This window comes from Bacillus sp. SG20033 (assembly GCF_044570195.1).
Taxonomy (GTDB): domain Bacteria; phylum Bacillota; class Bacilli; order Bacillales; family Bacillaceae; genus Bacillus; species Bacillus subtilis.
In genome coordinates this window covers 2,915,091-2,928,557 of record NZ_CP172606.1, presented here as the reverse complement: position 1 = coordinate 2,928,557, position 13,467 = coordinate 2,915,091, and the positions used below count along the sequence as shown (strand labels likewise).

Here is a 13,467-nt window from a genome sequence, read left to right as displayed (position 1 = left end):
TCAGTTGACAGGAGTTGAGGCAGATGAGAAGCTATGAAAAATCAAAAACGGCTTTTAAAGAAGCGCAAAAACTCATGCCGGGCGGTGTGAACAGCCCCGTTCGCGCATTTAAATCGGTAGACATGGACCCGATTTTTATGGAGCGCGGAAAAGGCTCGAAAATCTTTGATATTGACGGGAATGAATATATTGACTACGTCTTGTCATGGGGGCCTTTAATTTTAGGGCATACAAATGACCGCGTCGTAGAAAGCCTCAAAAAAGTGGCTGAATATGGGACAAGCTTCGGTGCTCCGACTGAAGTAGAAAATGAACTCGCTAAGCTCGTCATTGATCGTGTGCCATCTGTAGAAATTGTACGAATGGTAAGCTCCGGAACAGAGGCTACAATGAGTGCCCTCCGTTTGGCAAGGGGCTATACGGGCCGCAACAAGATTTTAAAATTTGAGGGCTGCTACCACGGACACGGCGATTCTCTCTTGATTAAAGCTGGTTCAGGTGTTGCCACTCTCGGTCTGCCTGACAGCCCGGGGTGCCTGAAGGCATTGCGAAAAACACCATCACCGTTCCGTACAATGATTTAGAAAGTGTAAAGCTTGCTTTCCAGCAATTCGGTGAAGACATTGCGGGAGTCATTGTAGAGCCAGTTGCCGGAAATATGGGTGTTGTTCCGCCGCAAGAAGGTTTCCTGCAGGGTCTGCGTGATATCACTGAGCAGTACGGCTCCCTGCTGATTTTTGATGAAGTGATGACTGGCTTCCGGGTCGATTATAACTGCGCTCAAGGCTACTTCGGCGTAACGCCTGATCTGACTTGTTTAGGAAAAGTAATCGGGGGCGGACTTCCTGTCGGCGCTTATGGCGGAAAGGCAGAAATCATGGAGCAGATCGCTCCAAGCGGCCCGATCTATCAAGCTGGTACATTGTCAGGCAATCCGCTTGCGATGACGGCTGGCTTAGAGACATTGAAACAGCTGACACCTGATTCCTACAAGAATTTCATCAAAAAAGGCGACAGACTGGAAGAAGGAATTTCAAAAGCCGCCGAGGCTCATGGCATTCCGCATACCTTTAACCGTGCAGGTTCGATGATCGGTTTCTTCTTTACAAACGAACCAGTCATCAATTATGAAACAGCGAAAGCATCTGATTTGAAGCTGTTCGCAAGCTATTATAAAGGAATGGCAAATGAAGGGGTATTCCTTCCGCCATCACAATTCGAAGGTCTTTTCCTCTCAACGGCCCATACTGATGAAGATATTGAAAACACAATCCAGGCAGCTGAGAAAGTATTTGCTGAGATCAGCCGCAGATAAGAGTGAAAACCGGTATCAAGGACTCCTTGTGCCGGTTTTTTCGTGCTCTCCCACTCATATTTTCTCCAGTTCATACATACACCTTTAGTGACATCTAATTTTAAGGATTAGATGAAAGGAGGATATGAACTTGCCGCAAAATCATCGATTGCAATTTTCTGTAGAAGAATCGATCTGTTTCCAAAAAGGACAGGAAGTTTCTGAACTGCTTTCTATTTCATTAGATCCTGATATTAGGGTTCAGGAAGTAAATGATTATGTATCAATCATAGGATCGCTTGAACTTACAGGTGAGTACAACATAGATCAAAACAAACATACCGAAGAGATTTATACAGATAAGCGGTTTGTTGAACAAGTCAGAAAGAGAGAGGATGGAAGTGCCGAACTGACTCACTGTTTTCCTGTGGATATTACCATTCCGAAAAATAAAGTGAGCCATTTACAGGATGTCTTCGTCTTTATTGACGCATTTGACTATCAATTGACGGATTCGCGCATTTTAACAATTCAAGCTGATTTAGCGATCGAAGGGCTTTTGGACGATACGCAAGACAAAGAGCCGGAGATACCTTTATATGAAGCTCCTGCGGCATTCAGGGAGGAAGAGCTTTCAGAGCCGCCGGCACATAGTATAGTAGAAGAACCGGGTGCATCATCGGCAGATGAAGCAGTTCTTCAGCATGAACCGCCAGCCGAACCGCCAGAACTTTTTATCTCGAAAGCGGGCCTCCGTGAAGAACTGGAGACAGAAAAAGCAGAATCTGAGCCGCCTGAATCGGTTGCTTCAGAACCAGAGGCCAGAGAAGATGTGAAAGAGGAAGAAGAGTCAGAAGAGCTTGCTGTGCCGGAAACGGAGGTTCGTGCTGAATCGGAAACAGAAGAATCTGAGCCAGAACCTGATCCTTCAGAAATAGAGATTCAAGAGATCGTTAAAGCAAAAAAAGAAACGGCTGAGCCGGCAGCTGCAATAGCGGATGTTCGTGAAGAAGCAGACTCTCCAGCGGAGACTGAGCTTCGTGAACACGCTGGAGCAGAAGAATCGCCTGCTTTGGAAGCTGAGCTTCATTCAGAGACTGTGATTGCAAAGGAAAAAGAGGAAACAACAGTGTCTCCTAATCATGAATATGCGCTGCGCCAAGAGGCTCAAAATGAAGAAGCAGCTCAATCGGATCAGGATGATCCTGCGCTTTGCCAAGAAGAGGCGGAAGCGGATGAAGCTTTGGAGAGTGTATCAGAGGCCGCTCTCTCCATAGAAGATAGCAGAGAAACAGCTTCAGCTGTATATGTGGAGAATGACAAAGCCGATTTACATTTCCATTTCAATCAAAAAACAAGCTCGGAGGAGGCATCTCAAGAAGAATTGCCTGAACCGGCATACCGTACCTTCCTGCCTGAACAAGAAGAGGAGGATTCTTTTTATTCAGCGCCTAAGCTGCTGGAGGAGGAAGAACAAGAGGAAGAGAGCTTCGAAATTGAAGTGAGAAAAACACCATCAGCTGAAGAGCCTAAGGAAGAAACACCTTTTCAATCCTTCCAGCTGCCTGAATCTTCTGAGACTGAAAGGAAGGAAACGGATGCTGTTCCTAGGGTTGCTCCTGCTGCTGAAACGAAGGAACCTCAAACAAAGGAAAGTGATAATTCTCTTTATTTAACAAAACTCTTTACAAAAGAAGCGGATGAGTTTTCGAGAATGAAAATTTGTATTGTGCAGCAGGAAGATACGATCGAGCGTTTATGCGAACGGTATGAAATTACATCCCAGCAGCTGATCAGGATGAATTCTTTAGCCTTGGATGATGAATTAAAAGCAGGACAGATTCTCTATATTCCTCAATATAAAAATAGCCATGCGTAAACCGTAAGTGATCGGAAAATGTGGTGAATGAAATGGAAGATACCCAATCGGTTCTTCAGGAATACGGACTGACTGCTCAATTTATTGAGCCTGTCAGTCCTCTTGTTTGGAAAGTGTATACAGACTACGGCATATTTGCCCTGAAAAAATTGAAAGAGGGTCGCGGCAAGCATTTTACAGATCATATGGTGGCGATTGAGGAAAAAGGCTTTCGTTCATTCGTTCCCGTTTACAGAACAAATAGCGGTGAGTTTTTCTCAGCAGGCATACAATACGGAGATACCTACTATTTAATGCCTTGGCTCCAATTTGACCAAGAGGAAGAACGGGATCAAAAACATGCTTATTTATTTAGGGAAACAGCCCGTCTTCACGAGAGAACTGCACAGGAACTAAAGGTTAGACGTGATGAGATTGAACGTTATTACGGGCAAACGAAAAAAAAGTGGGAACAAGATAAAATTTTCTATGAGCAGTTTGTGGATAGAGCGGAGAAGGAATGGTACCTTTCTCCCTTTGAACTCCAGGCCATAACCTATTTTTCTGAAACCATTTCCGCGGTGAACTTTGCGCTGGAACGGCTGGAGGACTGGTATGAGTCCGCAAAAGAAAAGGACGTTTCAAGGGTTGTAATGAACCACGGCAGCCTGTCTATACACCATTTTCTGTATAATGATGCCGGGACCGGATATTTTACAAACTTCGAAAGAGCATCTGTCGGTCCGCCGCAAAACGACCTGCTCGGCTTTTATACAAAAATGTTCAGAGGCTTTCCGAAAGCTTGTCCGGAATGCGTCGAATGGTTTTATGGATATACGAAATCATTCCCTTTGCGTGAAGCGGAAGTCAGCCTTTTCCTCAGCTATATGGCATATCCGGCAGCCATGTACAAGGTGCTGAACGGTTATCAAACTGGGAAACGACAGAATGAAAAAGAGGAATGTACACAATTATTAAAGGCTTATTGGCAAATGAAAAATATAGAGCCGTTTGTGATGAAAATTCATCAGATTGAACAAGAGAAAAAATTTCAGGCTGAAAACGAGTCCACGTCTTAATGGCGCGGACTTGTTTGTTTATATCCATTCTAAATGAAGGGCGCAAGCTAAAAAGATTAGGATTGCGAGCAGCAAAACATCAAAGGTTGTCGGAAAGAAAATGGTTCTGATTCCTTGAAAAATCGTAATGGGAATAATCACTTGTGCGGATACAAGCCGAATTTGCCTTACCCATGGCGGCAGTGAATAAGAGCTGAAACGTTTCTTCACGGTGCATCCTCCTCTACGCATTTACAAGCATCATATGTAAACTTGGGCAATAGGTGCCTGCCCATCTGTATAGAAAGCGGTGTTTTTGGAAAAGATGATTGACGAATCAAAAACACTTTTACTATAATAAAGAACATAAATAATGTATACAATGAGCTGATAAATACACCTGCTTAGAACGGGAAGAGTACAAAAAAGGCGCATGCAGAGAGAGAAGCCGTTTGCTGAAAGGCTTCTTATGTTGTCTGATTGGAAGGTCGCCCGGGAGCATAATTTCTTGAAAGAAGAGTAGAGAAATTCGGGAAACACCCGTTATCCGTTATAAGTGCATGAACTGATAGAGTTCATGAAAAAAGGTGGTACCGCGAAAGAGCTTTTCGTCCTTTTACAGGGATGAAGAGCTCTTTTTTCGTTCTCAGCCATTTTTAAACATGCTGGAGGGTTATGATGGAAACGAATGAACAAACAATGCCGACGAAATATGATCCGGCAGCGGTTGAAAAAGACCGATATGATTTTTGGCTAAAAGGCAAATTTTTTGAAGCGGGCAGTGACCAGACAAAAGAGCCATACTCTGTTGTCATCCCGCCGCCAAACGTAACAGGAAGACTTCACCTTGGCCACGCATGGGACACAACGCTGCAAGACATTGTAACAAGAATGAAACGCATGCAGGGCTATGATGTGCTGTGGCTTCCTGGCATGGACCACGCCGGCATCGCGACACAGGCTAAAGTAGAGGCGAAACTTCGTGAAGAAGGCAAATCCCGCTACGATTTAGGCCGTGAAAAATTCCTCGAAGAAACGTGGAAGTGGAAGGAAGAATATGCTGACTTTATTCGCAGCCAGTGGGCGAAATTAGGTCTTGGCCTAGATTATTCCCGTGAACGTTTTACGCTGGATGAAGGCTTGAGCAAAGCGGTAAGAGAAGTATTCGTTAAGCTTTATGAAAAAGGCCTGATCTACAGAGGCGAATATATTATTAACTGGGACCCAGCGACAAAAACAGCCCTATCCGACATTGAGGTGATTTACAAGGATGTTCAAGGCGCATTCTATCATATGAGCTATCCGCTTGCTGACGGTTCAGGCTCAATTGAAATTGCGACGACACGTCCTGAAACAATGCTCGGTGATACAGCTGTTGCCGTTCACCCTGAAGACGAGCGCTATAAACACCTTATCGGAAAAACGGTGATCCTGCCGATTGTAAATCGTGAAATTCCGATTGTCGGTGATGACTATGTTGATATGGAATTTGGTTCAGGTGCCGTGAAAATTACGCCTGCTCATGATCCGAACGACTTCGAGCTTGGCAACCGCCACAATTTAGAACGCATTCTTGTCATGAATGAAGATGGCACGATGAATGAAAATGCTCTGCAATATCAAGGCATGGATCGTTTTGAATGCCGCAAAAAGCTCGTGAAAGATTTACAGGAGGCGGGAGTTCTCTTCAAGATCGAGGATCATATGCACTCTGTCGGCCATAGTGAACGAAGCGGGGCTGTTGTGGAGCCTTATCTTTCTACACAATGGTTTGTGCGCATGCAGCCGCTTGCTGATGCAGCGATTGAGCTGCAAAAGAAAGAAGAAAAGGTCAACTTTGTGCCTGACCGTTTCGAAAAAACGTATTTACACTGGATGGAAAACATCCGCGACTGGTGTATCTCCCGTCAATTGTGGTGGGGCCATCGTATTCCTGCCTGGTATCATAAAGAAACAGGCGAGCTATATGTCGGGCTTGAAGCGCCGGAAGACAGCGAAAATTGGGAACAGGATACAGACGTACTGGATACATGGTTCAGTTCTGCGCTATGGCCTTTCTCCACAATGGGCTGGCCTGATGTAACGGCTGAAGACTTTAAACGCTACTATCCGACAGATGTTCTCGTGACAGGGTACGATATCATTTTCTTCTGGGTATCACGTATGATTTTCCAAGGCATTGAATTTACAGGCGAGCGCCCGTTCAAAGATGTTTTAATCCACGGCTTAATTCGTGACGAGCAAGGCCGGAAAATGAGTAAATCTCTTGGCAACGGTGTCGACCCGATGGATGTGATTGACAAGTACGGAGCCGATTCTCTGCGTTATTTCCTTGCGACTGGAAGCTCTCCTGGCCAGGATCTGCGCTTCAGCTATGAAAAAGTGGAATCGACCTGGAATTTTGCCAATAAAATTTGGAACGCTTCCCGTTTTGCATTAATGAATATGGATGGCATGACGTACGATGAGCTTGATCTGTCAGGCGAAAAGTCAGTCGCTGACAAGTGGATTTTAACGCGATTAAATGAAACGATCGAGCACGTGACCCAGCTTGCTGATCGATATGAATTTGGTGAAGTAGGACGCCATTTATATAACTTTATTTGGGACGATTTCTGTGATTGGTATATTGAAATGGCGAAGCTTCCGCTTTATGGGGAAGACGAAGCGGCTAAGAAAACTACCCGTTCCATCCTTGCTTACGTACTTGATCAAACGATGCGTCTGCTCCATCCGTTTATGCCATTCTTAACGGAGGAAATTTGGCAGCACCTTCCTCACCAAGGGGAATCGATTACAGTAAGTCAATGGCCTGTAGTAGTGCCGGAGCATACCGATACTGAAGCGGCAGCTGACATGAAGCTTCTTGTTGAGCTGATCCGTTCTGTGCGCAATATCCGTAGTGAAGTCAATACGCCAATGAGCAAGCAGGTTGAACTGTACATTAAAACAAGCACAGACGAAATAGCAGCCCGCCTCGAAGCGAACCGTTCATATGTTGAACGCTTTACGAATCCGAGCGTGCTTAAAATTGGCACCGATATTGAGGCTGTTGATAAGGCGATGACGGCCGTTGTCTCAGGAGCAGAGGTTATTCTTCCGCTTGAAGGCTTAATCAATATTGATGAAGAAATTGCCCGTCTGCAAAAAGAATTTGATAAACTGACAAAAGAAGTTGAGCGTGTCCAAAAGAAACTTGGAAATGAAGGATTTATGAAAAAAGCGCCTGCACACGTAATTGATGAGGAACGTGAAAAAGAAAAAGATTATGTGGCAAAGCGTGACGCTGTTCAAAAACGAATGGCTGAGCTGAAGGGTTAATGAAAAGCCGGGGCGGTTTCTAGAGAAACCGCCTTGTCTTATAAAAGAGGGGATTATCATTGTTTACTGCATATCAAGATGCGCGCAGCTGGATTCACGGGAGGCTGAAATTCGGGGTGAAGCCCGGAATTGGCCGAATGAAACAGCTGATGGCGCGGTTAGGACATCCTGAAAAAAAAATCCGAGCGTTCCACGTCGCAGGAACAAACGGTAAAGGATCAACTGTCGCTTTTATCCGTTCTATGCTGCAGGAAGCCGGATATACGGTTGGGACATTTACATCGCCTTATATTATTACGTTTAATGAACGGATCAGCGTAAACGGGATACCGATTTCAGATGAGGAATGGACAGCACTCGTCAATCAAATGAAACCGCACGTTGAAGCCCTTGATCAAACGGAATACGGACAGCCGACAGAATTTGAAATTATGACAGCTTGTGCATTTTTATATTTTGCAGAGTTTCATAAGGTCGATTTTGTTATTTTTGAAACAGGTCTGGGCGGTAGATTCGATTCTACTAATGTGGTTGAACCGCTCTTAACTGTGATTACAAGCATCGGACACGATCATATGAACATTTTGGGAAACACCATTGAAGAAATTGCAGGAGAAAAGGCCGGCATTATTAAAGAAGGTATTCCAATCGTTACAGCAGTTACCCAGCCGGAAGCTTTACAGGTCATCCGCCATGAAGCTCAACGGCATGCTGCGCCGTTCCAGTCATTGCATGATGCATGTGTTATTTTCAATGAAGAGGCTCTGCCTGCAGGAGAACAGTTTTCATTCAAAACGGAAGAGAAATGCTATGAAGATATTCGGACATCTCTGATTGGCACCCATCAAAGACAAAATGCTGCTTTGTCCATTTTGGCTGCGGAGTGGCTCAATAAGGAGAATATCGCCCATATCAGTGACGAAGCGTTAAGGAGCGGGCTTGTGAAGGCTGCTTGGCCGGGACGGTTAGAGCTTGTTCAGGAACAACCTCCGGTATATTTAGACGGTGCGCATAACGAAGAAGGTGTTGAAAAGCTGGCGGAAACGATGAAGCAGCGTTTCGCCAATTCACGCATTTCTGTGGTGTTTAGCGCGTTAAAGGACAAACCGTATCAGAACATGATTAAAAGACTGGAAACCATTGCTCATGCGATTCATTTTGCTTCTTTTGATTTCCCGCGTGCTTCTCTTGCAAAAGATCTCTATAATGCAAGTGAAATCAGCAATAAAAGCTGGAGTGAAGATCCAGACGATGTGATCAAATTCATAGAAAGCAAAAAGGGCTCAAATGAAATTGTGCTGATTACCGGATCTCTTTACTTTATTTCTGACATTCGAAAAAGGTTGAAATAAAAGTATCCGGCTCCGGCAGAATCAAAAAAAAGATTCTGCCGTTTTTTTATGTGTAAAATTGAATATTTCCAATTGGAGCTCAGGATGTCCATTTTGCTACAATCCATACCAGAACTCAATGAGTAAAGGTGTGTTGTCTATGCTATCCATTCTTTTTATCTTCGGACTTATCCTTGGTTCTTTTTACTATACGGCCGGGTGCCGTATCCCCTTACATCTATCTATTATTGCGCCCCGTTCATCATGCCCGTTTTGCCGGCGGACATTAACTCCTGCAGAATTAATTCCCATCCTGTCATTCCTATTTCAAAAAGGTAAATGTAAAAGCTGCGGGCATAGGATTTCTTTTATGTATCCCGCAGCAGAGCTTGTGACAGCGTGTTTATTTGCTGCCGCAGGAATACGCTTTGGCACATCGCTGGAACTGTTTCCCGCTGTGGTGTTTATCTCTCTTCTCATTATTGTTGCAGTGACAGATATTCATTTTATGCTGATTCCAAATCGAATATTGATTTTCTTTCTTCCCTTTTTGGCGGCCGCGAGATTGATTTCTCCACTTGATTCCTGGTATGCAGGCCTGCTAGGTGCGGCAGCCGGATTTCTATTTCTGGCTGTAATTGCCGCAATCACCCATGGGGGAGTAGGGGGAGGAGATATTAAATTATTTGCGGTGATTGGCTTTGTGCTTGGTGTGAAAATGCTGGCAGCTGCCTTTTTCTTTTCAGTTTTGATAGGTGCATTATATGGAGCGACAGCTGTTCTAACTGGTAGGCTCGCTAAAAGGCAGCCGCTTCCCTTCGCCCCCGCTATAGCCGCAGGGAGCATTTTAGCCTATTTATACGGTGACTCTATCATTTCTTTTTATATCAAAATGGCATTGGGCTGACTGCTGAAAAATTTGACGAACGTTTTTTGGACAAGGCGACAAAAGTCTTGTTCTTTTTTTCTTTGCCTGTGCTAAAGTGTGTAGCATGAAAAGCCGACAAGAACGGTCAAGCAAATGAAGGGAGGAAGCGGAATTGAAAAAAAGAAAGAATAAAAAAAACAGTAAAGCCGCAGAAAAAGCCCTCAAGGTGACGATTAATGGAAAAGAAGAGACGGTTTACGAACAAGAGACACCAGATACAGAGGCAGATAAAAGCATGACATTTTCAAATTGGGAGGAAAAAAGACAGGCAGAACAAGAGGTTGCGGCATCCCAGGAACATCCTGATGAAGATGAATTCAATTGGGATTCCGAGGAGGACAAGGTGTTTAAAGAGGACCCTAAAGTTGTTCCTCCTTATCAAAAGAAAAAAACAAAGCTTTATGCAAAAGGAAAGACCGGGGCTGCCAAACCGGTAAAAAGAGTGGCCGCGACGATTGCCTTCGCGGCTGTCATTGGCACTGGATTAGGGTTATTCGCGTTAAACATATCGGGGAATAAAGAAGCGTCAGCACCGGCCTCTTTAGAGGATTCTTTAGGCAGCCAAACGGCAAAAGCAGGAGATACTTCAACTGAAAAACAAACTTCTGGCGCAGAAAAACAAGCGGCGCAAACTGAAGGTACATATAAAACATACGCTGTACAAGCCGGAAAATTTTCAAATGAAAAGGGTGCCGAAACGTTAACAGAACAATTGACCGAAAAAGGATATTCCGCCGTGTCACTGTCAAAGGATGACGGGTATACGTATGTCATCGCGGGCTTAGCCAGTGATAAGGAGGTCTCACAGCAGTTAGGACAGGTTTTAATCGACAGTGATTTTGAAGCCTGGGGAGGCAAGGAGCTTTCCTTATCAATCGAGTCAGATATGACAGATTCTTTTAAGGAAACAGCTGAGCTTGCAGCAAAGGCGATTCTCGGCGAAGACATTACAAAAGCGAGTGTAGAGAAAATAGAAAAGTCGCTTGGTGAAACAAAACCGTCAGAAACAGGAGAGAAAAAAGCGATTTTGCAGGCTTTAAAGGAATTAGAGGATCCAAGTGCTGAAGCCGGGTGGAAGGCTCAGCAGGAGTTGTTAGCCGTCGTAAAATAAGAGATAGTGCCCTGAGCCTTCGTCCTTTAGTGACAGGCTTTTTTTATTTTGTCATGAAAAAGTTATTTTTCTGAAATTGTGACAAGCCTCGTGATTTGGTAGGATAAACGAGTATCTTTTTTTCTTAAGCAAACCCTGAAAGGATGACGAACATGACAAAACCGCTAATACTTGCATCACAATCTCCGCGCAGGAAAGAACTCCTCGATCTTCTCCAGCTGCCCTACTCTATTATTGTCAGTGAAGTAGAAGAAAAATTAAATCGAAACTTTTCACCAGAAGAAAACGTCCAATGGTTGGCAAAACAAAAAGCTAAGGCTGTAGCTGATCTCCACCCGCATGCAATCGTTATCGGTGCTGATACAATGGTATGCCTTGACGGCGAATGCCTTGGCAAACCGCAGGATCAAGAAGAAGCTGCTTCTATGCTGCGGAGGCTTTCAGGCCGAAGTCATTCAGTAATAACCGCGGTCAGCATTCAAGCTGAAAATCACAGCGAGACTTTTTATGATAAGACAGAAGTTGCGTTTTGGTCCCTCAGTGAAGAAGAGATTTGGACATATATTGAAACAAAAGAGCCGATGGATAAAGCAGGTGCATACGGCATCCAAGGAAGAGGCGCGCTTTTTGTAAAGAAAATAGACGGAGATTATTATTCAGTCATGGGCCTTCCTATATCAAAAACAATGAGAGCTCTTCGCCATTTTGATATAAGGGCATGACGGTTCTATAAACGGGAAGGGAAAGAAAAGGAGTGCTTGGTCATACACGATCTGCCATTAAAACTCAAAGATTTCCCAATGAGAGAAAAGCCAAGAGAACGGCTCCTGAAAGTCGGAGCCGAGAACTTAGCGAATCATGAACTTTTGGCTATATTATTGCGGACAGGGACTAAACACGAATCTGTTTTGGACCTGTCAAACCGGCTGCTGCGCTCATTTGACGGACTGCGCCTGCTCAAGGAAGCATCGGTTGAAGAGCTGTCAAGCATCCCGGGAATCGGTATGGTAAAAGCGATTCAAATACTGGCTGCAGTTGAGCTTGGAAGCCGGATTCACAAATTAGCCAACGAAGAACATTTCGTTATTCGCTCCCCGGAAGACGGCGCTAATCTCGTCATGGAGGATATGCGCTTTTTAACCCAGGAGCATTTTGTCTGTTTATACTTAAATACAAAAAATCAAGTCATCCATAAACGCACCGTATTTATCGGAAGCCTGAATTCATCTATTGTCCACCCGCGAGAGGTGTTTAAAGAAGCGTTTAAACGATCTGCCGCTTCCTTTATCTGTGTTCATAATCATCCTTCTGGAGATCCGACGCCGAGCAGGGAAGATATTGAAGTGACAAGACGGCTGTTTGAATGCGGAAACCTGATTGGCATCGAGCTGCTTGACCATTTGGTGATCGGGGATAAAAAATTTGTGAGTTTAAAGGAAAAAGGATATTTGTAACACTTTTTTTTTCGTCGAATTAAGCTATAATAGAGTTTATGAGTTTTTCCCTTTAGGGTATTTTTGCTTTAAGAAAGGAAGATACATACATATGTTTGGAATTGGTGCTAGAGACCTTGGTATAGATCTTGGAACTGCGAATACGCTTGTTTTTGTAAAAGGAAAAGGAATTGTTGTGAGAGAGCCGTCAGTTGTCGCTTTGCAGACGGATACGAAATCGATTGTCGCTGTCGGAAATGATGCGAAAAATATGATTGGACGGACACCGGGCAACGTGGTGGCTCTTCGCCCGATGAAAGACGGCGTTATCGCTGATTATGAAACAACGGCGACGATGATGAAATATTACATCAATCAGGCCATAAAAAATAAAGGCATGTTTGCCAGAAAACCATATGTAATGGTATGTGTCCCATCAGGCATTACAGCTGTTGAAGAACGCGCTGTTATCGATGCGACAAGACAGGCGGGAGCGCGTGACGCGTATCCGATTGAAGAGCCTTTTGCCGCAGCAATCGGAGCCAATCTGCCAGTTTGGGAACCGACTGGAAGCATGGTTGTTGATATCGGGGGCGGTACGACAGAAGTTGCGATTATTTCCCTCGGAGGCATCGTAACGTCTCAGTCAATCCGTGTAGCCGGTGATGAGATGGACGACGCAATTATCAACTACATCAGAAAAACGTACAACCTGATGATCGGTGACCGTACGGCTGAAGCGATTAAAATGGAAATCGGATCTGCAGAAGCTCCTGAAGAATCCGACAACATGGAAATCCGCGGACGCGATTTGCTCACAGGTCTGCCGAAAACAATTGAAATTACAGGAAAAGAGATTTCTAATGCTCTACGCGACACTGTATCTACAATTGTCGAAGCAGTGAAGAGCACACTCGAAAAAACACCGCCTGAGCTTGCAGCAGATATCATGGACAGAGGTATAGTGTTAACCGGCGGCGGAGCGCTTTTGCGCAATTTAGACAAAGTCATCAGCGAAGAAACAAAAATGCCGGTCCTTATCGCCGAAGACCCGCTTGATTGTGTAGCGATCGGAACAGGGAAAGCACTGGAGCACATCCATCTTTTCAAAGGGAAAACTAGATAATCGGGAG

Annotated in this window: 10 protein-coding genes, 1 pseudogene and 1 other annotated feature; of the genes and pseudogenes, 10 read left to right on the top strand and 1 reads right to left on the bottom strand. The window is 44.5% G+C overall.

Annotation, left to right across the window (positions count from 1 at the left end):
* Positions 1-23 precede the first annotated feature (23 nt).
* The 3 genes and pseudogenes from hemL (at position 24) to cotN (ending at position 4,231) form a co-directional block, all read left to right on the top strand.
* A pseudogene (hemL, locus tag ACFVP7_RS15555) lies at positions 24-1,315 on the top strand (glutamate-1-semialdehyde 2,1-aminomutase).
* Between the two features lie 130 nt (positions 1,316-1,445).
* Positions 1,446-3,173, top strand: a complete 1,728-nt coding sequence (gene spoVID / locus ACFVP7_RS15550) for a spore coat morphogenetic protein SpoVID (protein ID WP_338730650.1) — start codon at positions 1,446-1,448, stop codon at positions 3,171-3,173.
* A 32-nt stretch (positions 3,174-3,205) separates the two neighbouring features.
* Positions 3,206-4,231: a spore coat protein CotN gene (gene cotN / locus ACFVP7_RS15545; protein WP_041336242.1), complete on the top strand. Its 1,026-nt coding sequence runs from the start codon at positions 3,206-3,208 to the stop codon at positions 4,229-4,231.
* 18 nt (positions 4,232-4,249) lie between these two features.
* Here the strand turns inward: cotN and ACFVP7_RS15540 are convergent, their stop codons facing one another.
* On the bottom strand, positions 4,250-4,441 hold the full coding sequence (locus ACFVP7_RS15540; protein WP_003222590.1) for a hypothetical protein: 192 nt from the start codon (positions 4,439-4,441) through the stop codon (positions 4,250-4,252).
* A gap of 165 nt (positions 4,442-4,606) precedes the next feature.
* Positions 4,607-4,829: a binding site (T-box leader), on the top strand.
* A 59-nt stretch (positions 4,830-4,888) separates the two neighbouring features.
* On the opposite strand from ACFVP7_RS15540, the gene valS reads away from it, so the two are divergent.
* From valS to mreB, 7 genes are all read left to right on the top strand, one after another.
* A complete protein-coding gene (gene valS / locus ACFVP7_RS15535; protein WP_017697542.1) occupies positions 4,889-7,531 on the top strand; it encodes a valine--tRNA ligase in 2,643 nt (880 codons plus the stop codon).
* Positions 7,532-7,590: 59 nt separating this feature from the next.
* Entirely contained in the window at positions 7,591-8,883 is a 1,293-nt protein-coding gene (locus ACFVP7_RS15530; protein ID WP_338730649.1) for a folylpolyglutamate synthase/dihydrofolate synthase family protein, read from the top strand.
* A gap of 139 nt (positions 8,884-9,022) precedes the next feature.
* Entirely contained in the window at positions 9,023-9,769 is a 747-nt protein-coding gene (locus ACFVP7_RS15525; protein WP_101172351.1) for an A24 family peptidase, read from the top strand.
* Positions 9,770-9,902: 133 nt separating this feature from the next.
* Entirely contained in the window at positions 9,903-10,901 is a 999-nt protein-coding gene (spoIIB, locus tag ACFVP7_RS15520) for a stage II sporulation protein SpoIIB (RefSeq protein WP_396582443.1), read from the top strand.
* A 152-nt stretch (positions 10,902-11,053) separates the two neighbouring features.
* Entirely contained in the window at positions 11,054-11,623 is a 570-nt protein-coding gene (locus tag ACFVP7_RS15515; protein WP_004398496.1) for a Maf family nucleotide pyrophosphatase, read from the top strand.
* A 36-nt stretch (positions 11,624-11,659) separates the two neighbouring features.
* Positions 11,660-12,355: a DNA repair protein RadC gene (gene radC / locus ACFVP7_RS15510; RefSeq protein WP_041351757.1), complete on the top strand. Its 696-nt coding sequence runs from the start codon at positions 11,660-11,662 to the stop codon at positions 12,353-12,355.
* A 91-nt stretch (positions 12,356-12,446) separates the two neighbouring features.
* Positions 12,447-13,460, top strand: coding sequence for a cell shape-determining protein MreB (gene mreB, locus ACFVP7_RS15505; protein ID WP_003229650.1), 1,014 nt, complete (start codon positions 12,447-12,449; stop codon positions 13,458-13,460).
* Positions 13,461-13,467 lie beyond the last annotated feature (7 nt).